At 59.1% G+C, this 26266-nt stretch carries 21 protein-coding genes; 11 read left to right on the plus strand and 10 right to left on the minus strand.

Annotated elements, in window-relative coordinates:
* Positions 1–10: 10 nt before the first annotated feature.
* Positions 11–1411, minus strand: a complete 1401-nt coding sequence (gene leuC, locus ACFPM8_RS12945; protein WP_378997970.1) for a 3-isopropylmalate dehydratase large subunit — start codon at positions 1409–1411, stop codon at positions 11–13.
* A 309-nt stretch (positions 1412–1720) separates the two neighbouring features.
* The gene (locus ACFPM8_RS12950; RefSeq protein WP_378997971.1) at positions 1721–2593 is read right to left on the minus strand and encodes a DMT family transporter; all 873 of its coding nucleotides are present in this window, start codon (positions 2591–2593) and stop codon (positions 1721–1723) included.
* Positions 2594–3412: 819 nt separating this feature from the next.
* Here ACFPM8_RS12950 and ACFPM8_RS12955 point away from each other — a divergent pair.
* The 5 genes from ACFPM8_RS12955 (at position 3413) to ACFPM8_RS12975 (ending at position 8517) form a co-directional block, all read left to right on the plus strand.
* Positions 3413–4123 (plus strand): hypothetical protein, encoded by a 711-nt coding sequence (locus ACFPM8_RS12955; protein ID WP_378997972.1) that lies wholly within the window; start codon positions 3413–3415, stop codon positions 4121–4123.
* A 117-nt stretch (positions 4124–4240) separates the two neighbouring features.
* Positions 4241–5107, plus strand: a complete 867-nt coding sequence (locus tag ACFPM8_RS12960) for a hypothetical protein (protein ID WP_378997973.1) — start codon at positions 4241–4243, stop codon at positions 5105–5107.
* A 77-nt stretch (positions 5108–5184) separates the two neighbouring features.
* Positions 5185–5460, plus strand: coding sequence for a transposase (locus tag ACFPM8_RS12965; protein ID WP_378997974.1), 276 nt, complete (start codon positions 5185–5187; stop codon positions 5458–5460).
* 275 nt (positions 5461–5735) lie between these two features.
* Positions 5736–6797 (plus strand): GlxA family transcriptional regulator, encoded by a 1062-nt coding sequence (locus tag ACFPM8_RS12970; RefSeq protein WP_378997975.1) that lies wholly within the window; start codon positions 5736–5738, stop codon positions 6795–6797.
* Positions 6798–6936: 139 nt separating this feature from the next.
* Positions 6937–8517, plus strand: coding sequence for a sensor domain-containing diguanylate cyclase (locus ACFPM8_RS12975; RefSeq protein WP_378997976.1), 1581 nt, complete (start codon positions 6937–6939; stop codon positions 8515–8517).
* A gap of 3 nt (positions 8518–8520) precedes the next feature.
* Here the strand turns inward: ACFPM8_RS12975 and ACFPM8_RS12980 are convergent, their stop codons facing one another.
* Entirely contained in the window at positions 8521–9963 is a 1443-nt protein-coding gene (locus ACFPM8_RS12980) for a GGDEF domain-containing protein (RefSeq protein WP_378997977.1), read from the minus strand.
* Between the two features lie 199 nt (positions 9964–10162).
* Positions 10163–11362, minus strand: a complete 1200-nt coding sequence (locus ACFPM8_RS12985) for an MFS transporter (RefSeq protein ID WP_378997978.1) — start codon at positions 11360–11362, stop codon at positions 10163–10165.
* 70 nt (positions 11363–11432) lie between these two features.
* On the opposite strand from ACFPM8_RS12985, the gene ACFPM8_RS12990 reads away from it, so the two are divergent.
* The 4 genes from ACFPM8_RS12990 (at position 11433) to ACFPM8_RS13005 (ending at position 15697) form a co-directional block, all read left to right on the plus strand.
* Positions 11433–12032 carry a phosphatase PAP2 family protein gene (locus ACFPM8_RS12990; protein ID WP_378997979.1) on the plus strand — a complete coding sequence of 200 codons (600 nt, stop codon included), beginning with the start codon at positions 11433–11435 and terminating at the stop codon, positions 12030–12032.
* Positions 12033–12044: 12 nt separating this feature from the next.
* Complete coding sequence (locus ACFPM8_RS12995; RefSeq protein ID WP_378997980.1) at positions 12045–13388, plus strand: LssY C-terminal domain-containing protein; 1344 nt, start codon at positions 12045–12047, stop codon at positions 13386–13388.
* A 114-nt stretch (positions 13389–13502) separates the two neighbouring features.
* On the plus strand, positions 13503–14114 hold the full coding sequence (locus tag ACFPM8_RS13000) for an outer membrane lipoprotein (protein ID WP_378997981.1): 612 nt from the start codon (positions 13503–13505) through the stop codon (positions 14112–14114).
* Positions 14115–14305: 191 nt separating this feature from the next.
* The gene (locus ACFPM8_RS13005) at positions 14306–15697 is read left to right on the plus strand and encodes a S41 family peptidase (protein ID WP_378997982.1); all 1392 of its coding nucleotides are present in this window, start codon (positions 14306–14308) and stop codon (positions 15695–15697) included.
* 131 nt (positions 15698–15828) lie between these two features.
* Here the strand turns inward: ACFPM8_RS13005 and ACFPM8_RS13010 are convergent, their stop codons facing one another.
* Positions 15829–16227: a MerR family DNA-binding protein gene (locus tag ACFPM8_RS13010; protein WP_378997983.1), complete on the minus strand. Its 399-nt coding sequence runs from the start codon at positions 16225–16227 to the stop codon at positions 15829–15831.
* A gap of 171 nt (positions 16228–16398) precedes the next feature.
* Between ACFPM8_RS13010 and ACFPM8_RS13015 the strand changes: the two genes are divergently transcribed.
* Positions 16399–17520 (plus strand): chromate transporter, encoded by a 1122-nt coding sequence (locus ACFPM8_RS13015; protein ID WP_378998002.1) that lies wholly within the window; start codon positions 16399–16401, stop codon positions 17518–17520.
* Here ACFPM8_RS13015 and ACFPM8_RS13020 read toward each other — a convergent pair.
* From ACFPM8_RS13020 to ACFPM8_RS13030, 3 genes are all read right to left on the minus strand, one after another.
* Positions 17474–18931 carry an efflux transporter outer membrane subunit gene (locus ACFPM8_RS13020; protein ID WP_378997984.1) on the minus strand — a complete coding sequence of 486 codons (1458 nt, stop codon included), beginning with the start codon at positions 18929–18931 and terminating at the stop codon, positions 17474–17476. The genes ACFPM8_RS13015 and ACFPM8_RS13020 overlap by 47 nt on opposite strands.
* Before the next feature lie 11 nt (positions 18932–18942).
* Positions 18943–20214 (minus strand): efflux RND transporter periplasmic adaptor subunit, encoded by a 1272-nt coding sequence (locus ACFPM8_RS13025; protein WP_378997985.1) that lies wholly within the window; start codon positions 20212–20214, stop codon positions 18943–18945.
* 234 nt (positions 20215–20448) lie between these two features.
* Positions 20449–21345 carry a LysR family transcriptional regulator gene (locus ACFPM8_RS13030; protein WP_378997986.1) on the minus strand — a complete coding sequence of 299 codons (897 nt, stop codon included), beginning with the start codon at positions 21343–21345 and terminating at the stop codon, positions 20449–20451.
* Between the two features lie 247 nt (positions 21346–21592).
* On the opposite strand from ACFPM8_RS13030, the gene ACFPM8_RS13035 reads away from it, so the two are divergent.
* Positions 21593–22627 carry a zinc-dependent alcohol dehydrogenase family protein gene (locus ACFPM8_RS13035; RefSeq protein WP_378997987.1) on the plus strand — a complete coding sequence of 345 codons (1035 nt, stop codon included), beginning with the start codon at positions 21593–21595 and terminating at the stop codon, positions 22625–22627.
* A gap of 94 nt (positions 22628–22721) precedes the next feature.
* Here ACFPM8_RS13035 and ACFPM8_RS13040 read toward each other — a convergent pair whose 3' ends face one another.
* Entirely contained in the window at positions 22722–23507 is a 786-nt protein-coding gene (locus ACFPM8_RS13040; protein WP_378997988.1) for a DUF4349 domain-containing protein, read from the minus strand.
* 183 nt (positions 23508–23690) lie between these two features.
* A complete protein-coding gene (locus tag ACFPM8_RS13045) occupies positions 23691–26228 on the minus strand; it encodes a glycoside hydrolase family 15 protein (RefSeq protein ID WP_378998003.1) in 2538 nt (845 codons plus the stop codon).
* Between the last annotated feature and the right edge of the window lie 38 nt (positions 26229–26266).

The raw sequence follows: 26266 nt of genomic DNA on the forward strand, positions 1-26266 counted from the left end.
TTGAGCTCTCTTACAGGGAACGGACATCAACGAAATGACCTGCGATACCGGCCGCCGCAGCCATTGCCGGACTCACCAGATGGGTCCGGCCGCCGGCACCCTGGCGGCCTTCGAAATTACGGTTGGAGGTTGAGGCGCAACGTTCGCCCGGCTCCAGCCGATCGGCATTCATTGCCAGGCACATGGAACAGCCCGGCTCGCGCCATTCGAATCCGGCATCCTTGAAAATCTTGTCCAGCCCTTCGCTTTCGGCCTGCTCCTTGACCAGCCCGGAACCCGGCACCACCATCGCCAGCTTGACGTTGGACGCGCGGAATTTGCCGCGCACCACGGCTGCTGCCGCGCGCAAATCCTCGATCCGGGAATTGGTGCAGGAGCCGATAAACACTTTATCGATCAGGATATCTTGCATCGCAGTATTCGGCTTCAACGCCATGTAGGCCAGCGCCTTTTCCATGCCGTCCCGCTTGGTGGCGTCTTTTTCCTGATCAGGATCCGGCACTCGGCCGTCGATCGCCACCACCATTTCAGGCGATGTGCCCCAGGTCACTTGCGGTTTGATTTCAGTGGCATCCAGCGTCACCACCAGGTCGAACTTGGCGCCCTGATCGGAATGCAAAGTGCGCCAGTAATCTACTGCAAGGTCCCAATGTGGCCCTGACGGAGAGAACGGACGGCCTTTGACGTAATCGATGGTGGTGTCATCGACCGCAATCATGCCGGCCCGCGCACCGGCTTCAATCGCCATGTTGCAGACTGTCATGCGGCCTTCCATCGACAATGCGCGGATGGTCGAACCGGCGAATTCGATCGCGTAGCCGGTACCGCCTGCGGTGCCGATCTTGCCGATGATCGCCAGCACGATGTCTTTGGCCGTGATGCCGTTCGGAATCTCGCCGTCGACTTGCACCAGCATGGATTTGGATTTTTTGGCCAGCAGGGTCTGAGTGGCCAGCACGTGCTCGACTTCGGAAGTGCCGATGCCGTGCGCCAGACAGCCGAACGCGCCGTGGGTCGAGGTGTGCGAATCGCCGCACACCACGGTCATGCCGGGCAAGGTAGCGCCCTGCTCCGGCCCGATCACATGGACGATGCCCTGACGGTGGTCGCTCATGCTGAAATAGGTCAGCCCATAAGCCTTGGCATTGGCGTCCAGCGTCTCGACTTGCAGACGCGAGGTCTGGTCGGCGATGCCGTTGGCGCGATCGGTGGTCGGCACGTTGTGGTCGGCCACCATCAGATTGGCCGGAACCCGCCACGGCTGGCGGCCTGCCAGGCGCAGCCCCTCGAAAGCCTGGGGGCTGGTCACTTCATGCAACAGATGACGATCGATATATAGAATCGCCGTGCCATCCTCTTCGGTATGGACGACGTGAGATTCCCAGAGTTTGTCGTAGAGCGTTTTTAGCATGATCGATTCGCGTTCGAGGCCGCGCAAAACAGTGAATTTAGCTCTTGATTATGCCATAGATGCGGACGCCAAACCCTTTTGCTTGCAGCGAATGCGATGGCAAAACAGCAAGTGCCACCATCATTTCAACCAGCTTTGTTGCTCTCGAGTCAAGCTATTGCCCCCTCCCTAAAAACCGTAGCGAGCGGCCCAAGGTCTGGGGAAGAAGCGCAGCCGTACGGAGGTACGGCGACGAATATGTCACCCCTGCAGCCCAGAGATTGGCGAGTTTGCCAAACCCTGCAGTAGGTTTTTAGAGGTGCCCTATTGTCACGGTCGCCCAAAGCGCAAAGCCGTGAGTTTCCCGGTCGCCAGGGCGGTCCCGAACAGGACGATCAGGCAACCCGCCAGCATGGTCGGCGTCACTTCCTCCTTCAGGAAAATCGCGCCCCAGATCATGCCGAAGATAGGAATCAGAAACGTCACCGAAGCGGTATAGGCGGAACCGGCGCTTTCCAGCAAGCGGTAGAAAATGGCGTAGGCGATACCGGTGCAGAGCACCCCCAAGCCGAGCACCGCGTACCAGGCGGTCGATGAAATCGGCACCGCGGGCCAATACAGCAGCGCCAGCGGCAGCAGTACCACGGTGGCAAAAAACTGGCTGCCGAAGGCGACCACGAACGGCGGCACGCCGGCCAGCCGCTGTTTCGAATAATTGATGGCGATGCCGTAGAACAGCGTGGCCAGCAGCACCGCAGCAATCGCCAGCCAGACACTGGGCAGGCCCTCGCCGATCTTGTTCCACACCAGCGTCAACACCCCCACCATGCCGACCAGCAAGCCGATCACCTGGGTGCGCGCCATTGGGGTCCTCAACCACAAGAAGGCAATCAGCGCCGTCCACAGCGGCATGGTCGCGTTCAGGATCGCATCGAAGCCGGCGCTCAGGTAGAGCGTCGAGTACGCGAACAGGCAAAAAGGCAGCGCCGAATTGACAATCCCGAGCAACAGCAGCGGCCCGGCATTCTTGCGCAGATGATCGCGGGAGGCGGCCGAGCGCAGCACCGGCAGCAATACCACCGCTGCTATGCCTACCCGCAAGGCGATCAGCGGCACCGGGCCAAACTCCGGCGTGCCGACGCGCATGAAAAGAAAGGATGCGCCCCAGATGGCGGCGAGAATCAAAAGTTCGACGATATTCATTGTTGGCTTTGCGTTCGGATTGAAGTGGACAGCGATGGTACTGCTGGATTTGGCAAAACGCACATCGCACCCGGATTGTAAGCGGACTAAAACAAACGGTCTGGTCAAATTCGGACATGGATGCACATGCCGCAGATTTTTGCAATCGAGCATCATCCCAGAAAAACAGCAGCGAAGAAATGTCCGCCAAAAAATATATGACGCGAGATCGAGCGCATCGATTCCGGTTACCGCTCGATGATGGCTTTCGCCAACTGAACGCCGGGCGCGACGGGACGCCATCTCAGCTTATGCACGGTTGAGCTTGCCTCGTCATCGACCGATAGTTACCGGCCTTATTTCCGCCCCTTATTTCCCATCATTAATAGCTTGTCAAATTTGACGTAAATACAATAACCGCCCACCCCTCCTTGGCGGTTTTTACCATTCTGTCGCAGCCGTTGCCGATTTTGGAAAACTAGCCAAATCCGCCATCGCCGCTGTCCGAACCTGACAGGGTTTTGTCATTAACACCTTGATCAGCACTCCTATTATCAGATCAACGCAAACGCACTTCTTCGACAGCATCGGTGTTGATCAACACAAAGACCCACACGCCGATCACGCTGCCAGCTGTCGAAAAAAGACATTTTCGTTTTGAGGCTGCTAGCCATTCGCAATTCCTGTTGCCGCATTTGAAGCTCGTTTTCATCAGACGAACTTGCGCGACTCAGTGCGTTGCAAACATGACTGCTGCCTATGGCAACTCTTGTCTATAGATCGGGGCGTATAGGCGAGACACACAGGTGAATAAGCCCCAAAACCTCAGGAGAAACAAAGATGAAAAAGCAAATTCTTGCCGCATCCATCACTGCATTGTTCGCAGTCTCGGCATTCGCATGGTCAGGCTCAACTACCACCACAACCACCACCATTACCCCCACCATCACTTCTGCCGCATCTGCCAATTCAACTGGCGGGCTCGGCGGCAACGGCGGGGCTGCAAGTTCCGGTGCTGCCACTGGTGGAGCATCGACCGGCGGCACTGCAACCGGCGGCGCTGCAACCCAAACCAACACCGCCGGCGTGGCTAACACTGGCGGCAACTGGACCGGGCAAGGTGGTGTGACGTCCAGCGGTGGCGCAACCAGCGCCGGCAATACGACTGGCGGCAGCGCAACTGGCGGCGGCAATCCTGCTGTCAGCAGCGGCTCCGCTACTGGTGGCGGCGCCTCTGTCGGAAATCATTCAAAAGTCTCAGGGGGAGTTAGTGGCGGCGACGCCAGTGCCAGCGGCGGCCTTGCTGCTTCCGGCTCGACCAAGGTAGGAGGCACCTACGGCAGCGTCCAGTCCAACAATGGCAATTCACTCGCCAGCGGTGGCTATCAATCGTCCAGCACCGGCAATGCCAATTCTTCGGCTGACTACAACAGCAATACCGCAGGCTGGGCTAAATCAGTCAACATCGGCGGCGACACCTGGACCGGCAAAGCAATTGGCGGCGACGGTGGTGCAGGCGGCGATGCATGGGCCAAAGCTATTGCGAAGTAGGCCACCAAGAGCTACGACTAGCTACGCCTCGGCTACTGATGAGTAGAGAGTGCCGGAGGGAGAGGGAAAGGCGACTTTCCCTCTGGTTTGCAATACCAATATTACGAAGGAGAAACCATGAAACGCCACCTTATAGGTATTCTGGTAGCCTCAATATTCACAGTACCAGCAGTGGCCCACGAATCATCCGCACCGGCGCCAGCACCAACCTCGTCATCCAACTCCACCTCGACCTCATCTGGTGGTGCCGGCGGTGCTGGCGGAGCCGCATCGGGTGGTTCGGCAACCGGCGGCACAGCGACCAACACCGTCGCAGGCACCTCAGGTGCGAATGCAACCGGCGGCACCTCAAGAGCAGCCGGCGGCAGCGCCAATGTGACCCTGTCGGTTACCTTGCCTAGCACCGCATCCGGCACATCAGGCACTGGCACCGCAGCCGGCGCAACCACGTCAGCCGTGGGCGATCCCGGCAGCAGCCCGAACAATACCAAGGCGACGGTTGATTACACCGGCAGTTATTCGATCAAGACCACCCCGAATGTCGTGGCGCCATCGTTGACCACCACCTTGTCCGACACTTGCATGGGCTCGGTATCGTTTGGCGTGTCGGTCACCGGTTTTGGTGCGACCGCCGCTTCCACCATGGTGGATCAGGCCTGCGTGCGTCGACTCGATGCCCGGGAGTTTCGCTCAATGGGCATGAATGACGTTGCGCTTGCGCTACTGTGCCAAGGCGAGGCAAATCGCAAGGCCGTCGAGTCCACCGGCCGTTCTTGCCCCGGCATGGAAAAACCGGCGGCAACTGCGCCTTCCACCGACATAGGCCATAGCGGCGCCGGCAGCGTGATAGGACAAAACAGCGCAAGCAGTGTGGGAGCAACCAGCACAAGCAATGTAGTGCAACCACAGGTCAACGATCCAATTATCCGATCCCGGCTTGGCATGGATCCTTTGCCTGATCTTTCCTTGGCTAAAGATCATTAAATTCCAATGCAAGAACAGCAGAAGCAGCAGAGACAATAAAGACAACACGAGGGTCTGCCATGAAGCAAAAGCCAGTCTTGAGCGAGCAGATTGCTGCCGCTCTCAAACAGGAGGAGCTTGGCATGCCATTGGCCGATGTACTGCGTCAGGCAGGGATTAGCGAACGCACCTTCCTCAATTGGAAGAAACAGTACGGCGCCCTTCCCGCTTATCCGAACGCCTTGAAAAACCTGCTGGAAGAAAATGCCAAACTGAAACAAATCGTGGCCGAGCTGACACTGGAAAATTCTCGTCTGCAGGATGCGCTGAACGACCATCGAGGGAGTAATGAATCCTATAATTTCCCCGACTGATTTTTTTCAGCGAACCATGGTGCAGGCGGACTGGCGACAACACGACCGTCCAGCGCCGCACCTGGTGAAAACTCATCTCGGCCGGCTACGCCGTTGCCATCAGAATATGTTCCTGCGTTTGCCCCAGCTAACGCACGCCAATCCCATGTACGCGGATATATAACAATAAAAAACTGGACAATTCTTAGTTTTAGATAAGAATAAGTGTAGGCAATTTATTAATGAAAATTTGCCAACCAGCAATAAGAAGTAAGACATGCTGTAGGGAGAGTCTCATGGATATCGGGTGCTTAAAGACACTTGAAGCGATAGACGACAGCAGCGCGACCAGACATATTGGCATCATCGTTTTCGATGGCGTCGTATTAGCCGACGTCGTTGGCGCAGCAGACGTTTTTGGCATTGGCGACAAACTTATTTCCACCGTATTCCCTGGCACCACGCGCTACGCCGTGTCGGTGCTCTCGATCGCCGGCGGCATGGTCATGTCATCCGCTTCAGTGCAGATCATGACGGCAGCGCTGGCATCGTTCGACGACTGCCGATTCGATACCCTCCTGATCGCCAGCGGCACTGGCAGTTTCGACGCTTACCACGATCCCGAGCTGCTCGCATGGCTGCAGAAAATGCGCGGTAACGTGCGTCGCATCGCCGCCATCTGCACCGGCGTGTTCGTGCTCGGCGCTGCCGGATTCCTGAACAACCGCCGTGCCACCACGCACTGGGCGCTACTGGACAAGCTGGCGCGTGAATTTCCGCAAATCAGGATTGATCGGGAAGCGCAGATCACCGAAGACGATGACATTTTTACGTCATGCGATGTCGGCATGGCAGCCGATCTGGCGCTACGTTTGCTGGAAAGCGATCTCGGCCCATCCGTGGCGCGTCGGGTGGCCGAAAGTATCGTCGTATGTCAGCGCCGCCGGGACACCTCGCCCGCCAGCCACACCACCCATAGGACCCACGCCGCGCCATCCAGCGAACCGGCAAAAACCAATAAAATCCACAAGGCATCCTTATGGTTCGTCGAACATCTGGCCGAACCCATCAGCGCCGCCGATGCCGCAAATTTCGTTTCCATGAGCGAGCGCAATTTCGTGCGTCAGTTCAAGCGCGAGACCGGGCAAACCCCGCACGACTTCCTGCTCAAGCTACGACTGGACGCGGTACGCCAGCAATTGACCGAAACCGATTTGCCGATCGACAAAATAGCCCGGCGTTGCGGCTTATTCAGTGGTGAGCACGTAGCCAAACTGTTCCGCAAACATATGTCCGCTTCTCCGACCGAATATCGCAAGGGCAACCGACTATCGAAAAATATCAGCCAGTTCGCTTGATCACCGCGACAGTGAGTTCACTGCATTTCCAAGCAAGCAATCGGCACCGCACTACGGCTTTTTTCTCGATAGGCCGCGCTGGAGGAACAACAGCAATAGCAGAGTGATTTTTCCCAGGACTGGCTCGGCAAGCACTTCGATGAACACTACCGCCGTGATCCCGCCGCGCCAGGCGCGCCTGAAAATACAACCAGTGCCGATCGCTTTCCTGGCGACCGCCTTCGTCGTCCTGGTTTGCGCCTCCTTGCTGGCGATTGAAGGTTTGCGCAGTTGGAGCGCGCGCGCCATCCAGCTGCACCAGGCGGAAGTGGAAAGTTCGCAATTGGTACGCGCGCTGTCACAGCACGCCGACAGCACGCTCAAGCAAGTCGATGCCGTGCTGGCAGGCTTGAGCGAGCAACTGGAACTGGAGGGAAGCAGTCCCGTCGCACTACAACGCTTGCACAAACTATTGCCGACCTACGTCGCTGAATTACCTCAGCTCAATGATCTATCCATAGACGATAAAAACGGCCAAACGCTGATCCATGCGCGCAACACGCAATTGCCGAGCATCAGCAATGCCGATCGGGATTATTTCGTTTTTCATCGCAGCAATCCCGCTCGCGGACCGCATATAGGCACGCCTGCGCGCAGCCGATTCAACGGCGCATGGGTCGTTACCGTATCGAGACGTTTCAATCACGCTGACGGCAGCTTCGCCGGCGTGGTTCTGGCGAGCGTCGACATCATCTACTTCAAAGCCTATTACGACAGTTTCGACATCGGCCGCGGCGGTGCGATCATCCTCAGCCTGGACAATGGCACCATACTGGTGCGGCGTCCTTTCTTCGAAGATGCGATCGGAAAAAACATGACCGTTTTCCCGATCTTTCGCGACGCCACCGCCAAAAATACCGCCGCCAGCGTCACCTTGGTCACCGGCCAGGACGGCGTGGAACGACTGATCGCCTATCACCATCTGGACCGCTACCCCTTGTTCCTTAACGTATTGCGATCAAAAGACGACGTGTTCGCGGACTGGCGCACCAATACCTATCTGCATTTGATCGGCAGCGCAATATTGGCGCTGGCATTGGGATTGCTGGGATGGCGTTTGATTCACCAGATCAACCTGCGCCTGCTGGTCGAGGCCGACTTGCTGGTGGTCCAGGATTCCCTGAAAGCGATCAACCAGAGCCTGGAACAGCTGGCGCTGCACGACGCCTTGACCGGACTCGCCAATCGCCGCCATTTCGACACTGCGCTACGGGACGAATTCATCCGCGCCATGCGCAATGGCAGCTCGCTGGCCTTGATCATGATGGACGTGGATTACTTCAAGCAATACAACGACGCCTACGGTCATCTGGCGGGCGATGCATGCTTACAACGGATCAGCCAGGTCGTCAAAACCGGACAAAATCGTCCGGGCGATCTGGCCACCCGTTACGGCGGTGAGGAGCTCGCGGTTTTGCTGCCCAATACCAGCCTGGCAGGCGCCATGGCCGTGGCCGAAAAGATCCGTCTCGGGATCATTGACTTGAAGATAGTGCATCCCCGTAATCCGGCCGGCGTCGTCACACTCAGCGCCGGGGTCGATGCCTTCGTTCCGGTCAGGGACGGCAATACGCCGCTGGAACTGATTCAGGCGGCGGACAAAGCGCTCTATGCGGCAAAATCCAGCGGCCGCAATCGCGTTTGCTCACACGCCGACGCGCAATCCGCGCCGCCGGCCTGATATTTACATCGCCACCACCTGATTCCGGCCAGCTTCCTTGGCCCGGTACAGACGCTCATCGGCGATGCTGAGACACTGCTCCAGCGTATTGCCGTCCAGTCCGAATTCTGCGACCCCGATGCACATGCCGAATTTCACCCGCGGGTCCTGCACGATCTTGACGTTGTTTTCAAGCTGGATGCGGCAACGCTCGCCGATGTTGGCAGCCACCTCGCGCGTGGTGTCCGGCAGCGCAATCACGAATTCGTCGCCGCCGAAACGGCCGATGATGTCGCTCGGGCGCAGGATCGTCGTCATTTGCGACACGAATTTCTTCAGCAAGTCGTCCCCCGCCTGATGACCGTAACGATCGTTAATGTGCTTGAAGTGATCGAGATCCAGCGCCAGCAGCGATAACGGCGCACCGGTGCGCGCGGCGCGGGAAATTTCCACATCGGTTCTGGCCAGAAAATCCCTGCGGTTGGCAGCGCCGGTGAGCCAGTCGGTCGCCGCCTGATGCTCAAGTTGCTCATGGGTAGCGCGCAACTCGGCCAGCGCACTCTCGGTACGGGCATTGCTCATCCTGAGTTGCGCCATCAGCTCTTCCTGGCTCAATACGGTCGAAAAGGCGCGAGTTGTGAGATAGGCGCTGACCACCCCGTAACTCAATAAAAAGAATCCGCTGGCAAAAATCACGTGGGCCAGCCACCACATGTGGTTCCATGGCTTGCCCAACACAAAGGCAATCGAAGACTGTGCAAAAAAGGCCAGCGACAGCGTGAAAAAAGTCGTCATCAGCGGCGAGCGAATGCCGCGCGCAAAGACCACCACGATGCCGAGCAGCGCAATCACCAAAGAAGCGATTTCCATCGACAACCGCACAGCCGGGTGCGCCCCTAGCGGGGATAAGGCGATGACGCCGACAGCCACAATGATCAAGCCGACAACAGCCAGCCATCCGCCCCAATACGCGACCCGCCCCCGTTGCCCGGCGGGATCGACCGCGGCGCCATAGGAGAGCAGGCCAACAAAAAAGCACACTCCCATGAAGAGCCGCGAAGCCGGGCCGTACAACAGGAACAGCCACATGTGTTCATGCGCCATGCCGGTAAACAAACCATGCGGCAAATAGATCAGCGTGAAGCCGAGAAAACCGAGCGTCAGCCAGCGTAAAAACGGTTCGCCCGAATGCTTGTAGCAGCGCCATGTGACATACGACACAAACAGCCCCTCCAGCGTCGCCACCCAAATCACCAGTTCGTGAAACGGGTGCTCCTCGAACAGCAACGCCGGACTCTGGAACGCAGACAAATAAGCGATTGCCGCCAGCGGCAGCAGCCCGAACAGGACCAACAAGAAAGTCGAATAAACCTGGGTGATAACACGGATAGTGCGCTGGATGCGCCCCGTGTCCGGCGGCGGCACTACGGATGGGCGATCGAAATACTGGGTGCTGTCGAGTAGCATTTTGTACTCCCTACGCAAGATTGGGCCGCTCGACATGCTAGCTTGCAGGCGCGACCTCAGATCGAAACTTATTGCCTTCGAGAACTGTAGCATAGGAGGATCGCAGCCGTATGTCCAATATGAAATTGGGCGCGCAAATCGTATGTTCACTATGAAATTGCGCTCGCAAATTGTCAGTTTTCACTGTTTGAAATCCATATTACTCACGGCTTGCAGACAGTTTCCTGATCAGCAACAATGCCATCGCCGAAAATACCGCGCCGGCATGGAAAGTGACCGCCGAGCCATGGTATTGCCACAACCAGCCGGCGATGACGCTGGCCAGCAGCATGCACAGACCGCTCACCAGGTTGAATACGCCAAACGCGGTGCCCTTGAGTTCGGCCGGCGTGGTGTCCGCCACCAGCGCCGCCAGGATTCCCTGGCTAAATCCCATGTGCAAGCCCCACAACGCGACTCCCAGCATGCCCCAGGCAATCGAGGCGGCCTGCGCCAGCACCAGGTCGGCGGCCACCAGCAACACCAGCCCGGCCGCCAGCAGCCATGAGCGCTCGATGCGATCGGACCACTTTCCCACCGGATAGGCCGACAGCGCATAAAACAGCGACATCACCACCATCACCGACGGTACCCACGTCATCGACAACCCGAGCTGCTGCGCACACAGGATCAGGAAAGCTTCGCTAAAACGGGCCAGCGTAAATACCGCCCCCACCGTGACCACCCACCAGAAGCGCTTGGAAAAACGCCGCAGCACATGCCAGCGGATCGGCGACCGGAAGCGATGGACGACAGGATCTTGCGTGACTTCGGTCACACTGGTCACGATCAATCCCACCGCAACCAGCGCCGGTAGCACGGCAAACCACAGCACCAGGGAAATGTTGCCGCCCAAGACCAGCATCAACACGATCGCCAGCAACGGCCCGAGAACCGCGCCGACAGTGTCCATCGATTGCCGCAAGCCAAAACAGGCGCCGCGGATCGCCAACGGCGCGACGTCGGCGATCAGGGCATCGCGTGGCGCACCGCGTATGCCTTTGCCGATCCGGTCCAGGAAGCGCGCGACAAACACCGTGGCGGCCGAGGTCGCCAGCGGGAACAGCGGTTTGCTCAATGCCGCCAAGCCATAACCAAGCAGCAGCAGGCCTTTGCGCTTGCCGATGAAATCGCTGATGGCGCCGGAGAAGATTTTGACGATCAGGGCGGTAGCCTCGGCCACGCCTTCGATCAGGCCGACCGTCAAGGCGCTGGCGCCCAACGTCCCGACCAGGAACACCGGCAACAAACTGTGCACCAGCTCGGAAGAAAGATCCATGAACAAGCTGACCAAACCCAGCGCCCAAATCACGCGTGGGATGGGAAGCGTTGGCGTAGCGCCTGGCGACAATGGCTTCATTGTTTTGCTCCTGGGGATCTTAAGTATCATATGTCCACTCCGAGACTGTTTAAACCAACCAGGACTTATTTTGGAACAACTGAACCACACGCTATTCTTGCTGATCAACGCCAGCGCCCACCCCACCCCCGAGGCATTGGCAGTAGCAAACTTTCTTGCTGAAACACTGATTTACGGCGTACCGCTGTTATTGACGGCGATGTGGTTATGGGGAACGCCCAAGCAGCGCGCCGCGGCATTGACAGCCACCATGAGCATCGGTTTTGCGTTGGCCTGCAGCCAATTGATCAGTGCCGTCTGGCCGCATCCGCGCCCGTTCATGATCGGCCTGGGCAATACCTTCCTGGACCATCAACCGGATTCGTCCTTCCCCAGCGATCATGCCACCGTGATTTTCACGCTAGGCTTCTCCTTGTGCTTTTCTTCATTGCGCCGGTTCGGCATCCCGGTCCTGCTGCTGGGGATACCGGTCGGCTGGGCACGGGTTTATCTCGGCGTTCATTTTCCGTTTGACATGATAGGCGCGCTCTGTGTCGCAGTCGGCAGCGGCTGGCTGGTAGTCCGTCTGCTGGCAAACCGGCAGCTCGGCAACCGCGCCCTCTCCGTATTGGAAATTCCGTACCGGGCAGTCTTCGCGCTACCGATTGCCAAAGGTTGGGTACGTAGGTAGAAAGAAGCAGATATGGGGTCGCATTTGCAAACGCTGATCGGCTATTTTGCGGCGCACCCGATGATTGCGCTGGGCGCAGTGTTTGCGGCGTCGCTGCTGGAGGCGTTGGCCGTCATCGGCACCATCGTGCCCGGCAGCTCGATCGTCTTCATCGGCGGCGCGCTGCTCGGACTCAACGCGCTCAATCCGTGGTGGACTGTGGCCGCCGCCGTCAGCGGCGCGATTCTGGGCGACGGTATCAGCTATTGGCTTGGCCATCATTATCGAGAACACATCCCCACCATCTGGCCGATGAAGAATTACCCCGGCTTATTAAATCGTGGACAGGCGTATTTCTTCAAGCACGGCGGCAAGAGCGTGTTTTTTGGCCGCTTCCTGGCGCCGGTGCGGGCCATCGTGCCGGTGGTCGCAGGCATGAGCGGCATGCCGGCGCTACCGTTTTACGTCATGAACAGTCTGTCGGCCGTGGCTTGGGCCGCCATCCACCTTATTCCGGGCGCGTTGTTCGGCGCTTCGCTGCAGCTGGCCGGCGCCGTCAGCTCGCGTCTGGTGGTCGTGCTGCTGGTGCTCGCGCTGGTGTTATGGGGAGCCGGCAAGCTGGTGCGCATCGCGTATCGGGCGTATCAGCAACTCAGGCCGCACATCAAATGGCTGCGCGAGCACACTGCCCGGCGCCTGCGCGGCAAGCCAGGGCTCTTGCTGCGCATCGCTTTGCTGGCGCTGGTGATCACGCTCGGCTTGGTCGCCGGCTTGTATGTCGGAGATCTTCTCAGCGCCGATGGCGAACGCTATGCGCATCATCCAGTTGCGGCCAGCATGCCGCTGGCAGATTGGGGCGGCGGCGGCTGGCGCCTGCTGCCGCGCGCACGTTCCGAGCTTGACGGCGACCTGGAAGAGCCTTTTTCGCTGCAGTGGGTCGGCAGCGCCGCGCAGATTGGCGCAACGCTGAGCGCCGCCGGTTGGCAGCACGCCGAATCGTGGAGCTCAAAAACCATGTTGCTATGGCTGCTGGCCGATACGCCGATCCAGCAACTGCCGGTGCTGCCGAAATACGACCGCGGCCGGGTCCAGAAAATCACCTATGTCAAAGTCCTCAATCCGCGCCAGCGCCTGGTGATTCGCCTCTGGCCGATGCGCTACAAGGTCGAGACCGTTAGCGGCGAGCCGCCAAGCCGGCTATGGAGCGGCATGGTGACGCTTGAGCGTCTGCAACATCCGATCGGCATGATCACACTCGCCAGGACCGCGAGCGATTTCAACGCGCCGCTGCCGCTACTGGAGCAGGACCTGCAAAGCCAGCGTTTGTCGGTGCAACGTCGGCAACGGCACGACACCGGCGTGCTGCTGGTCCGGTAACGATTGCCTGATTCAAGTGGATTGATACAGATTGTTGCAATCCTTACTTCTTGTTAATGCCGGGAGTTTCGCGCCGGACGTTAAATACGGACATCATTTCACCAGAGAACCAACATGAAGAAATACTTTGCCATACCCGCCACACTGCTCGTCGCCAGCGCCATCCTGAGCGGCTGTGCCAGCCCCTACGGCATGCCGTCTGAGCCGTATTCGCAACTCCTGTCGCAATTGTCTCCACAGCCGGCGGCACAACCGTATTCACAGCCATATTCGCAACCGTACTCACAGCAGTATTCGCAACCGAATCCTCAGCCTTACCCGGTCAGTTCACAGCAATATCCCCCTGCGCAAACCTATCCCGCGCCTGCGCAATCGCATAACCAGCTATCCGGCGTGATCGACTCGATCCAGGTGGTGCAGCAACAAACCGGCGGCAATAGCAACGGCATGGTGGGTACGGTGCTGGGCGGCGTGGTCGGCGGATTGGTCGGGACCCAAATCGGCGGCGGCCGCGGCAGAACCGTTGCTACCGTCGCCGGCGCAATAGGCGGCGCCATGCTCGGCAACCAGGTGGAGCAGCGTAACAATGTCCAGGTGCGCAATATGTATCAGGTAGGAATACGCCTGGACAACGGCGGCTACCAAACCGTCACGCAGGAAAACGTGAACGACATGCGGATCGGCAACCGCGTCCGGATCGAAGGCGATCAAGCGTATCGCTATTAAAAAACCGGTTCGCTATCTGTAACGAGCGCATCGTCGCGCCGCTCGTTACAGGTATCTTCCAAGCCCTCCTGTAGAAGCCCCTCCCGCCTCGAACAACGACCAGCGTAAATTATCCGTGTCAAATATGGCTGCAATAGCTATGATTTCCGGATGCCTGTCGTCGCCGGTAGTCGAGCCAGGGGGAGATGCAATTGCAAAACAATGCGAATATCGACTGGAGTGCGGTCGCACGACAAGACCTGGATTTCGCACATCAAACGATTATCGACGCCCATCCGGGCGCGATCGACCATGAAAATCCCAACTTCAAGCAGTGGCTGTGGTTCGGCTATCGACATGCAAGCACGCTAGCAGCCCGGGCCAAGTCGCGGGAACAAGCATTGGCGGCGCTCAGGTATTACTCGGTCGGCTTCAAGGACGGCCATCTGCTGGTCTATGACCCACAGCCATCGGAACTGAGACGATGGGCCGGCTGGCTGGTCGATATGCGCGGCGGTGACGTGGTGGTGGTGCATGCGGCGCAAGACTGGCCGGTCGCCACTCCGCCGCTTGGGGCCAGGCTACTGTCTTGCGATCAGCAATCGGTGCGCAAGATATTGCTGCGCGATATGGCGCCCTATATTGACCGCAGGGTCAATCTGGAAGCGACCTGGAGCGATCTGGCGCGCTTTCTTACCCTGGATTTGAGTTCGATCCCGATCGCCGGCCGCAAACTTTACCGCTCGTGCGTTGCCGAGTCCGCGGACGGCGCACGGCATATTTATTCGATGCTGTGGCAGGACGGGCCGGCGCTCTGTCCGGATGTCTACGCCGCGCAGGCGCCGTCGCCGCAAATCATCGGCTTGGGCGAAGGGCGTTACTGGATTCATGTCACCCAGTTCCGACCGGACCAGGCTCAATACCAAGCCTGGCGGCAGATGCTGGAGCAGGTGCGGATGCTTAGAGATGCCAAGCTGGTGGTATTCGACACCCGTGGCAATAAGGGCGGCAACAGTGCGCTCGGCCAGGAATTATTAGGCGCGCTGCTAGGCCATGGCCGCCGCCCCGACGGCCCTCAGCAACAGGCCATCGCGCTATGGCGGGTGTCGCCGATTGCCGTTGCTGCGACCGGCGAACGGATGCGCGATGTCGAACATGCTTATGGCGAACACAGCGCAACATTCAAAAGCGCGGCAAGACTGCATGACGACTTGCAACAAGCGCTCGCCAATCAACAACCATGGGTCGAGCAATCCGATGTCCCCGAAACCTCTCCGCCACCGCAGCCGGTGCAGCCGTTTGCCGGCAAACTGGTGCTGCTGACCGACTCCCGATGCGCCAGCGCCTGCCTTGATTTCGCCGACTGCGTGTTGTCGGTGCCCGGCGCATTGCACGTGGGCTTGCCGACCAGTGCCGACTCGGTCTACCTCGACGTGGCGCTGGTCGATCTCCCTAGCGGCCTGAAGATGATGTTGCCGTTGAAAGTCTGGCGGGACCGAGCGCGCCGCAACAATCAACCTTTGATTCCGAACTATCGCTTCCAGGGGAATATTGATGACACGCAGGCACTGCGACGCTGGGTGCTTGATCTCGGCGACCTCTAAAAACCTACTGCAGGGTTTGGCAAGCTCGCCAATCTCGGGGCTGCAGGGGTGACAAAATCGTCGCCGTACAACCGTACGGCTCCGCTTCTCGCCCCGACCTTGGCCCGCTCGCTACGGTTTTTAGAGGTCGCCTAATCCTCAACCAAGGCCTGAATAATCGCTCCCCCTCGCTCCCCGTTGCCGACATCGCAGCGGCCGACGATCGCCGTCAGCGCCTGTTGCATTGCGATCAAATCGTCCAGTTTGGATTCCACCATGCCCAGCTTGCGAGCGGCCAATTCCCGCGTTTCAGCATCCGGGCGCGCATCTTCCAGCGTCAGCAAGCGGCCGATTTGGTCCAGCGAGAATCCCAGCAGCTGCGCACGCTTGATAAACAGGATGCGTCGCACATCCGCCGGCCCATAACTGCGCAGGCCGCTGCTGAGGCGCACAGGCGCATCGATCAGCCCGCGCCGCTTAAGGGAGCGCAAGGTCTCCAGGTTGACCTGGGTCATAATGGCCAAGCGGCTGATGCTGATTTTTTGGTTCATGGTCTTCACTCCAGAGTTGGCACGGCGATTATTTTATACAAATGCCAATATTTTTTGTGCAACTTTGACAATAATTAACATCGAAGCGAAACCCATTCTTGCCAAGCCAGTTAAGCAAAGGAACGCACCGTGAGCGAAACCTTGAGCGCGCCGCCGTACACTCTCTGGCAAATGATTTGCTACATGCTGCGCCTGGGCACGTTTGGTTTCGGCGGGCCGGTCGCGCTGGTCGGTTACATGCGGCGCGATCTGGTCGAACAGCGCAATTGGATTTTGCCGGCGGACTATAAGGAAGGCTTGGCGCTGGCACAGTTGGCGCCAGGCCCGCTCGCGGCCCAACTCGCCATCTACATGGGCTATGTGCACTACCGCATTCTCGGTGCGACGCTAGCCGGCGTGGCTTTCGTCATTCCATCGTTCTTAATGGTGGCGGCGCTCGGGTGGGCTTACGTGCGTTTCGGCGGCCTGCCCTGGATGCAGGCGGTGTTCTACGGAGTCGGGGCGGCAGTGATCGGCATCATCGTCATCAGCGCGCAAAAACTGACGCTCAAAAGCGTAGGCAAAGACAAGCTGTTATGGGCCATTTATTTACTGCTGGCGCTGGTGACGGTGGCGACTGAATCCGAAGTTGCCTGGCTGTTTATCGGCGCCGGCGTCGCCGTCTGGCTGCTGCGCGCGCCGCCAAAGTGGCTAGGCAACTTGCCTGCGGCCGCGCTGGCGCAGTTGCCGCTGGCCAGCGGCTGGTTCGGCGCGCTGGATGTGTCGCTGCTGGCGCAGATCGGCATATTTTTCATTAAGGCCGGCGCCTTCGTGTTTGGCTCCGGCCTGGCCATCGTGCCCTTCCTGTATGGCGGAGTGGTCACCGAGCACCACTGGCTGAGCGACAAACAGTTCATCGATGCGGTGGCGGTGGCCATGATCACCCCCGGTCCGGTGGTCATCACGGTCGGCTTCATCGGCTACCTGATTGCCGGCCTGCCCGGCGCCACGATCGCGGCGTTGGGGACCTTTATTCCCTGCTACTTATTTACCGTGATTCCCGCGCCCTACTTCAAGAAATACGGCAAGCTGCCGGGCGTGACCGCTTTCGTCAACGGCATCACGGCGGCGGCGATCGGCGCCATTTCTGGTTCCGTCATCGTGATTGCCAAGCGTTCCATCAGCGACCTGCCGACCGCCATGATTGCCCTGCTGAGCATCCTGCTGCTGCGGAAATTCAAGAAACTGCCGGAGCCGCTGCTGGTTGTCATGGCTGCGCTGGCTGGTCTGGCCTTGTATCCGCTGCTGCACTAGGCACATCCTGCCAGCCGCCGCCAAGCGCCTTGTATAGCGACACGGTGGCCTTCAGGCGCTTCAGTTTGATCTGACCCAACTCGTTCTGCACTTCCGACAACGAGCGCTGGGTATCGAGCACCGTCATCAAATCTTCGGCGCCGACCCGGTAGCGGATTTCGGATAATTCAAACGCAAAACGGGCTTGCTCCATTTCCGTTTTTTTCAATTTTTTCTGTTCGTCCAGGCTGCGGATCTGGCCCAGCGCGGTATCGACTTCCGACAGCGCCGTAATCACTGTCGAGCGGTACAGCTGCACCAGTTCCTGCTTCTGGGCGATGGCCAGGTCGCGCTGATTGTTTAGGCGGCCGGCGTCGAAGATCGGCGCCACCAACCCGGCTCCCAGATTGGCCAGCAAGTTGGGGCCGTTAAACAGCGACAGCAAGGCGTTGCTTTGGGCACCGGCCGAACCGGTCAGGCGGATGCTCGGAAACAATGCGGCACGGGCTACCGCGAGATTGGCGTTGGCCGCCGCCAGTTGCGCTTCGGCGCGGCGGATATCGGGACGGCGCGACAGTAATTCGGAAGGCAGGCCGGGAGTCACTTCCGGCAACAGGATGTTGTCCAGGCCTTGCGCATTGACGGTAAAGGTTTGCGCCGGCCGGCCCAGCAGGATCGCCAGCGCCGTTTGCGCTTCGCGCTCCTGTTGCATCAGGTCGGGAATCACCGCCTTCTGCCCTGCCAGCGCCGAGCGCTGCCGCGCCAGGTCCAGCGGCGACGCAGCGCCGGCGCGGCTTTGCGCCGCCACCAGCTTCAGCACCCGTTCCGCATTGGCGACGTTTTGCTGGGCGATGTTGAGCCGGTCGCGTAAGGACAGCACTTGCAGATAGGTTGAGACGATGCCGCTGGTCACGGTCAGCGCCACCGTCTCGCGGTCGTAGCGATTGGCTTGCAACGAGGCTTCCGCGGCCGCCAGACCGGCCTTGTTCTTGCCCCAGAAATCGACTTCATAGCCGATCTCCAGCAGGCCGCTGGCCGAGGTGCTGGCGCTGCCGCTGGACGCCAGCGGCACAGCCCGATTGACGCTGGTGGAAAAATCCGCGTTCGGCAACAGCGGCGCGCCGGCGATGCGCGCCTGTGCTTCGGCTTGCCGCACGCGCGATACCGCCGCGGCGATTTCCAGATTGCTGGATTGCCCTTGCGCCACCAATTGCGTCAATTCGGCGCTGCCGAAACGCTCCCACCAGGCGTTATCGGGCCATTCCTGCTCGCCGTTGCTGGCGGAAAGACTCCAGCCGGAAGGCAGTTCGACGCCGGGGGCCGGCTCCCGCAACTCCATCCGATGCGCGCAGCCCGACAGCAACAACGCCAACATCAATGCCGAACATGCGGCGGGGGCGCGACGGAAGATAGGAAAATAGTTGATGCTCATGTTCACTGCCATCAATGGGCCGAGGCTGGATTCTGGGATGGATGCAGCGCCGCCGGCGCACCGGCTGGCGGCGGCGTCAACGGCCGCTTCTCGCTTGCCTCTGCCAGCGCTGTCGTTACCACCACTTGTTCGCCGGGCGCCAGTCCCGACAACACTTGCGCCAGCTGCGCGCCGCGGATGCCGACACGAATCTTGCGCGGCTGTGCTTGCCGCTTGGCGTCAAGCACAGCGACCGTGTAGCCGCCGTCGACATCCGCCTGGCCCAGCACAGCCACCGGCAAAGTCACCGCATCGTGCACCTGCGCCAGCACAAAATTAACCTGTGCGCTCATGCCGCTCATCAGTTGTTGTTGCGGGTTATCGACTTCAAACAGCACGTTGTAGAAGGTCTGCTTGCCCTGTTCGCCCGAACCGTCGGCCGGCACCGGAATCACCTGGCGCAACTTGCCCGACCAGCGCTTGCCGGGATAACCCGGGGTCGTAAAGTATGCCGTCATGCCCTTGCGCAAAAGCGGCACGTCGATTTCGGCGACCCGCGCCTGCACCGTCAATCTCGACAAATCCGCAATCCGCATCAGCGCCGCCGTCGGCGCGTTGGCCGTCACCATTTGACCGGCGCGAGCCGACAGCGACACCACCGTGCCGCTGATCGGCGCCAGCACTTCGGTGTGTTTGCGGGTCTCTTCGTCATCTTTCAAGGTCGACTCGATCTGGCGGATCTGGGCGTTGATCGCCCCCACCCGGGCAGAAGCGGAATACATGCTCATGCGGCTGGATTCAAAGGATTCCTCGCGGGTCGCGTTTTCTGCTTTCAGCTGGCTCTGCCGCTTGAATTGCAGCTCCGCAAAATCCAGCTGCGCCTGTTGATCCGACAACTCCGCCTGCAAGCGCGCCAGCTGCGCCCGATTACTCTCCAGCCGTGCCGGCGCCAGCGTCGGCGTGATTTCCAGCACGCGCTTGCCGGTCTTGACCTCGTCCCCCACCATCACAAATACCTCTTTGACCTGGCCCGACACCTGCGCCAGCACGTCGCTGTATTTGTGTAATTGCAATTTTCCGGTCGCCGCCACCGATTGCTCGACATCGCCGCGCTGCACCTGAACCGTCTCCAGTCGTACCGGTTGCGGCGCCGGTGCCGGCGGCGACCGACGCCAGAGCGCCTTCCACAGCAAAAAACCAGCTCCCAACGCGATCAGCAACACCAGTGCGGCGACGAGAAAATTGCGACTGGTGCTGCCGGAACGGGGGGATGGAATGGGACTTGCAGTTGAGTCAACAGTCATTGGAAAACAATGCTTACGCAGTTGGGAAAAAGCAAAAATCAGCAGTCTAGCGTAGAACTTGGTGGCGGTCAGTAGCGAACTTGTTTCTCTAAATAACAGTGCAGAAACATCAATGTCGCCTCTAAAAACCGTAGCGAGCGGCCCAAGGTCTGGGCGAGAAGCACAGCCGTACTGAGGTACGGCGAGCATCGCAGCCCAGAGATTGGGTCGCGCAGTAGGTTTTCAGAGGTGACATCAAAAACTCTTAGGCACCGCCTCCGCCAGCAAATCGACCAAAGCCCGGACTTTAGGCGACAAGTGGCGCGAGCTCGGGTACAACACATGGATCGGCTCGTCCTCGTCCGGGTCCGGCGCAAACAAGACCTGCAAGCGGCCGCCGCGCACCAGATCCGCCGCCATATAACTGTGCAGGCTGACCAGCCCGACGCCATCCAGCGCCGCCTGCACCAGCGCCTCGCCGTTGTCCACGGTAAGCCGCACGGGGGGCAGGACCGACGCCTTGCTGCCGTCAGGCTCCAGGATCTCCCAGTTCCTCACGCGGCTGCTGTTGCTTGACCGATAGCCGACGCACTGATGCCGAACCAGCTCGGCCGAATGGGTCGGGCGGCCTGCGCGCTGTAAATATTCCGGCGACGCGCAAACCAGCATGCGGGCGGTCGAAATACGCCGCGCGATCAGTTGCGTATCCGGCAGCACGCCGATCCGCACCGTGGCGTCTATCCCCTCCTCGACCAGATCGATCTTGCGATCGGTAAAACTGACCTCGATGTGCAACTTCGGATGTTGCTGACACAGGCGGGTCAGCACCGGCATCACCACCATGCGGCCGAAGCTGACCGGCAGCGATACGCGCAAAGTACCGGCCGGTTCTGCCTTGGATGGCTGCAACAGCGAGCGCATTTCCTCGAAATCGGCCAGCAATTGCGTGCAACGTCCCAGGAACAGGCTGCCGTCGGCAGTCAGGCTGAGCTGGCGGGTAGTGCGATTGAGCAGACGCACCCCCAGCTCCTGCTCCAGACGCGCAATCGACTTGCTGATGCCCGACGGCGTCAAGCCCAGACGATGCGCGGCGGCGGTAAAGCTTTGCAATTCGGCGGCCTGGACAAAGGCAGTGATTTCAGTGAATTCCATGGTTTTACTATTAATGATCAATAGTCACAAGTTCTATGAATCATAGCATATTTATGATTCACGATCATTGTTATATCGTGGCAACTCTTGGGCACCTCTAAAAACCGTAGCGAGCGACCCAAGGTCTGGGCGAGAAGCGCAGCCGTACGGAGGTACGGTGAGCATCGCAGCCCTGAGATTGGCGGGCTTACCAAACCCTGCAGTAGGTTTTGAGAGGTGCCCTCTTATTCATTTTTAAGGAAACGCAATGACCATCAACAAGACAATGAAGGTGTGGGAACTGGCGGAATTCGGCCTCAAGAATTTGCGCCTGGCTGAAAAACCGGTGCCGGCGCCGTCTGCGCAGCAACTACTGATACGCGTCAAAGCGGTGTCGCTGAACTACCGCGACAAACTGGTGGTCGACGGTGTCTATCAACCGGATCTGCCGCTCCCCGCGGTCCCGGTGTCGGACTTTGTCGGCGAAGTGGTGGCGACAGGTGCCGGCGTGACCCGCTTCACCATCGGCGCAAGAGTGATGGGTCAGTTTTACACGCGCTGGATCGGCGACGAAACAACTCCCAAATCACATGACGAACGCGGCCCGACTCTCGGCACACCGCTGCCCGGCGCGCTGGCCGAGTATGTGGTGCTGGACCAGCAAGCGGCCGTCGCGGTACCGGCCTACCTGAGCGACGCCGAAGCATCGACGCTGCCGATTGCCGCACTGACCGCATGGAGCGCCTTGGTCGAAGACGGTCAACTCAAACCCGACCAGACGGTACTGGTGCAAGGTACCGGCGGCGTGGCTATCTTCGCCATCCAGATTGCCAGCGCGCTGGGAGCAAGAGTCATCGCCACCTCCAGCAGCGACAGCAAACTGGCCCGAGCCAAAGCGCTCGGCGCCCGCGACGGCATCAACTACTCTGAAACGCCGGATTGGGAACAGCGCGCGCTGGAGCTGACCAAGGGCCGCGGCGTCGACCATGTGATCGAAGTGGTCGGCGGCCCAAGCCTGCGCCGCTCGATCGCCGCCGTCGCCCCGGCCGGCCACATCGCGCTGGTAGGCATGCTGGACGACCTGGAAGCCAGCATCCCGATTATTCCGATGCTGATAAAACAGGTCCGTATCCACGGCCAATCGGTCGGCCACCGCAACGCGTTCGAAGCGATGAACCGGTTCTTTGAACAGCACCAAATTCACCCGGTGATCGATACGGTGTATCCGTTCCAGGACGCGATTGCAGCATTCGAGCATCTGGCGCGGGGAGCGCTCGGCAAGGTGGTTGTTTCGCTTGCATGAGCACGTAAAAAAACGCCGTCATCCTGAAGCTGGTTTCGGGATGACGGCGTTCGTGTTCCATATAGCTAATTGGTCGCCCAAATAAATCGGGGAGTTACTCCTTGGATCTAGACGGCTTTTTGAACCGCCTCCAAATCCAGCGCCCCACCCATCCAACACCAAGAATCACCAACAGCCAGGGAAGCAAATAAGCAACGCCGGTGATGGCGCTTGATATTCCACTCGCAAGACTTGCCGAGAATTCCGACGCCGCGGAGACGATAGGTTTCCAGAATGAGCCCTTTCTTCTCGAATCGATATTGATGTTCAATATTTCCGTATTCACACGCTGCATCAAATGCGCATTCTCTCCGGCAGCGCTTTCAATTTCACTCTGCACTGACGCCAGCTCTTTGCTGATCTTGATCAGCGAATCGATGTCGGTGCGAGCCTTGGCATTGAGATCGAGCAGTTTTCTCTGATAGTCCTTGAGCATTTCCAATTGTTTGGCGGAGTCTGCGATCGGCTTTGCCAAATCCTCCGCATGCGTTGATTGGCTTATCACTTCGCCATTGGCGGAAATTGCCTTCATGATCGCGCGCACGCCGTCGGGCTTGGCCCTAAGACTAATTTTGGCAGCGACCTGGGGGCCTGAGGACAGATTTGAATCCAATACGGTACAGCTGTTAACCTGATCGTTTCGACATAGTGCCTCTGCCTTGGCCAACACCGTTTTTACGTTTCCTTCTTCCGTATCCAAAGACAGGGAATGCTCATACGCCATGAACTGATTGGCAGCCTTTTCTGCATTTTCTGAATAAGCAAAAGCACCAGCATCTTCTTTTTTAGCACAGCCGCAAACTATTAATGCGGCAACGATCACGGTTGCAACTAATCTCATGTTCTTATCGATATAGGGGGTAATGTTCGGCGTTCGAATTGCCGTGCATACTGTTGAAATCGGAACCGGCAAAACCGGCCACGGTCGGGAGTGCGAATTCTATCTGGAAATCGTTTCGTCACGGCATTCAATCGCTCCGATGTGCCACAGTGGCGCGACTTGCACAGCAAGTCGCGCACAGCATTACCAACTCACCGTATCGGACAACGTGACGGTTCCCGAGCCCGGCGTATTCAGCGTACGATTTCCGGAATTCGGCAGACTTTCCCACGTGACCGAACCGTCGCTGTTCTTACGGTAGTACTTGTAAAAAATCGCAGAATTTGCCGGCAAATTAATCTTGTTGGCCCAGACCGGGTAGCCGGCCGGATCGACCGGCGTACCCAGATCGGTGTTCCACGATCCTAGTTCGGGCACGCTGCCGGTCACATACATCCATTGCCCAAACGAGGTATTGGCCGTTACATTCACGGCCGCCTGTACCTGCCCGGCCGACGGCGCGATGGTGCAGTTGTTGTAGCGCGAGCAGACGGATTGCGGAATATCAATGACCTTCGCTGCATTGATCGACGCCAGCAAGTTGATGTACTCGCCCATCGCCCAGCTCAGCGGTGCAATCGACTTGCTTGGATTTCCCGCCACATAAGGCGCAGGGGTCGTCGTCTGCCAGCCGCCATCAATGCCGGGAGTGATCGCCGTGGTGTTACCCCAGACCTGTTCCGGGACAAATCCTTCAGGCGTGGAAAATGCCTTCACAGCGTTCAGATAGGCATTGCCGCTGCTGCCGAGACCGCTCTTTGCAATTTCGTACATCCCGCGTTCGGCGCTAAAGATCGGCCACAGCCGCCCTCTTCCGGCGCCGTTGTAATTTGAGCCGTCGTTCTGTTCGCCATAACCGTCGAAGTTATAGCGGAACCAGGCGTCGCCTTTGCCGCTGATGGTCTGCTTGATGGCACCGTCGTAGACCGGGATGGTGGTGACGACGGTGCTGTCGCGCGGGCTCTTGATCCCCATCCGAACCAGTTCCAGAAAACCGCCGTCAATGATTTTGCGTTGATCGTGCGAACCGCCGCCGTTTCCTATCGTATAGCTGGACGCGCTGTCCGGGCCGCTGGCCGGATTGTAGACCTGAGGGCCGGCGCCGGTACCGCTCTTGGCGGCCGGATTAATTCTGATGTAGTACTTGCCGCTGCCGAGCGGGCCGGTATTGGTGTAAGTCCATCCGGCGACGTTCTGCTGCCAATAATCGGCGGTGCGCATGTAGGTCGCGGCGCTGCCGAGGTCGCGATTGACGATCGCTATTTTGGCGGCGGCCACCAGGCCGGCGATTTCTGCGGCGATCGTCGACGGCGAATAGCCTGAGGTTTCTTCCCATCGCTCCTGTTGCGTCCAAGGTCCGTTGGCGACGATGAAATCGGCTGCCAGCTTGATTTTCGGCCAGATCGGATTATAGATAGTCGGGCCAAGACGATAGGCAAGCAGGATAGGCATTGCCTGCTGATCCATTTGCGTGCCGTTCCAGTATGGCGTGCCATTGACTTGCGAATTCTGCGGAAAACGCCCATTCGCCTGCTGCTGCACCTTGAACAGGAAGCCGACGGCGGAGGCTGCCGACGCCGTGTCGCCCGCCGTGATCAACGCGTTCGCGAACTTGAACAGATCGCGCGCCCAGACCAGATGATAGCCACCCGTATTCTTGGTGTCGTCCGCGGTTTCTCCCCACGGCGTGCCCATGCCGGCAATCATCGCGCCATTCGATTTGTCCTGTATCGACTTGAGCGACATCGCAGCCAGATAGTACTGATCGTCCGCAGTGCCGCCTTGCGTGCTGAGGGCGTTGTTGTATGCGTGCCATTCGTTATCGTAGGTCGTTCGCAAGGTGGAGATGTTGTCCGCCAGCGTCGCGTTGGCGGTGTTCATGGCCTCCGTTTCAGTCGCGCCGAAACCGACGGCAACGTCGAACGAGATGCTGCTGGCAGTGCTGCCGCCAAAGTCGATCCACCCCATCTGCGCCACATTGCCGTTCGCAGCAGTGGCATAGGTGTAGTCCATGCTCTTGTCGGCCGCTCCGCCAAGCAGGTCGGTCCAGCCGTCATTGACTCCGACAAAGCCGACCGAGGCCATGCTGGCGCCGCCGACATTCTTCCATGGAAGCGATACGCCAATCGCAGAAGCCCGATTCGATTTTGAAGCAACAAGCAGTGTGCGCCCGCCTGATGCCAGCGTTTTTGCCGTATCGCCCGCGCCGGCATCGTTCATCGAAGGATTGTGCAACAGGTAGAGGTTGAAATTGCCGACGTTCTTGCCGTTCAGCGCACTGAATGTCGTGCGCTGGATCAGCGCATGACGCGTTGGATCGACAAAAATCGTCTTGCTGATTTGCCAGTTGTGGCCGTTATTGGCGGTACTTGCGGTCCAGGCCATAGCTCGCTTGTCCGGCTGCGTCGCCGTATAGCTGGCTTGCACTTTTTCTTCATCGACAAAAGTTTTTGCTGCATCGCCGACCAAAAACTGCAGATCGACGGTGTTCGGATTATCGAGAGTCGGGTAGAAGATTTCCGTGACTATGCTGCGGTAGCCGGTAAAGTAGACGCGCGAAGTATTACTGGCCGAGGTGCCGAGAAACGACTTCTGTGCCGGTGCCCATGTTGAGCCGGCGCCAGGACCGCCCGGTGCGGCGCCTCCTGCAAATGCCAACGGCATGCTCAGGAACGCCGTCATCAGAGTTGCCGTGACGACCGGTGTGATGCGTCGATTCA

It is taken from the genome of Paraherbaspirillum soli, assembly GCF_042654985.1.
GTDB lineage: Bacteria > Pseudomonadota > Gammaproteobacteria > Burkholderiales > Burkholderiaceae_D > Paraherbaspirillum > Paraherbaspirillum soli.

Coding starts and splice junctions, on each gene's coding strand:
- ACFPM8_RS13015 (WP_378998002.1), top strand. CDS start 16,399: ATGATTTGCTACATGCTGCGCCTGGGCACGTTTGGTTTCGGCGGGCCG.
- leuC (WP_378997970.1), bottom strand. CDS start 1,411: ATGCTAAAAACGCTCTACGACAAACTCTGGGAATCTCACGTCGTCCAT.
- ACFPM8_RS13020 (WP_378997984.1), bottom strand. CDS start 18,931: ATGAGCATCAACTATTTTCCTATCTTCCGTCGCGCCCCCGCCGCATGT.
- ACFPM8_RS12955 (WP_378997972.1), top strand. CDS start 3,413: ATGAAAAAGCAAATTCTTGCCGCATCCATCACTGCATTGTTCGCAGTC.
- ACFPM8_RS12970 (WP_378997975.1), top strand. CDS start 5,736: ATGGATATCGGGTGCTTAAAGACACTTGAAGCGATAGACGACAGCAGC.
- ACFPM8_RS13010 (WP_378997983.1), bottom strand. CDS start 16,227: ATGAACCAAAAAATCAGCATCAGCCGCTTGGCCATTATGACCCAGGTC.
- ACFPM8_RS13040 (WP_378997988.1), bottom strand. CDS start 23,507: ATGAGATTAGTTGCAACCGTGATCGTTGCCGCATTAATAGTTTGCGGC.
- ACFPM8_RS13045 (WP_378998003.1), bottom strand. CDS start 26,228: ATGACGGCGTTCCTGAGCATGCCGTTGGCATTTGCAGGAGGCGCCGCA.
- ACFPM8_RS12950 (WP_378997971.1), bottom strand. CDS start 2,593: ATGAATATCGTCGAACTTTTGATTCTCGCCGCCATCTGGGGCGCATCC.
- ACFPM8_RS12995 (WP_378997980.1), top strand. CDS start 12,045: ATGGGGTCGCATTTGCAAACGCTGATCGGCTATTTTGCGGCGCACCCG.
- ACFPM8_RS12985 (WP_378997978.1), bottom strand. CDS start 11,362: ATGAAGCCATTGTCGCCAGGCGCTACGCCAACGCTTCCCATCCCACGC.
- ACFPM8_RS12960 (WP_378997973.1), top strand. CDS start 4,241: ATGAAACGCCACCTTATAGGTATTCTGGTAGCCTCAATATTCACAGTA.
- ACFPM8_RS13035 (WP_378997987.1), top strand. CDS start 21,593: ATGACCATCAACAAGACAATGAAGGTGTGGGAACTGGCGGAATTCGGC.
- ACFPM8_RS13025 (WP_378997985.1), bottom strand. CDS start 20,214: ATGACTGTTGACTCAACTGCAAGTCCCATTCCATCCCCCCGTTCCGGC.
- ACFPM8_RS13000 (WP_378997981.1), top strand. CDS start 13,503: ATGAAGAAATACTTTGCCATACCCGCCACACTGCTCGTCGCCAGCGCC.
- ACFPM8_RS12980 (WP_378997977.1), bottom strand. CDS start 9,963: ATGCTACTCGACAGCACCCAGTATTTCGATCGCCCATCCGTAGTGCCG.
- ACFPM8_RS13030 (WP_378997986.1), bottom strand. CDS start 21,345: ATGGAATTCACTGAAATCACTGCCTTTGTCCAGGCCGCCGAATTGCAA.
- ACFPM8_RS12975 (WP_378997976.1), top strand. CDS start 6,937: ATGAACACTACCGCCGTGATCCCGCCGCGCCAGGCGCGCCTGAAAATA.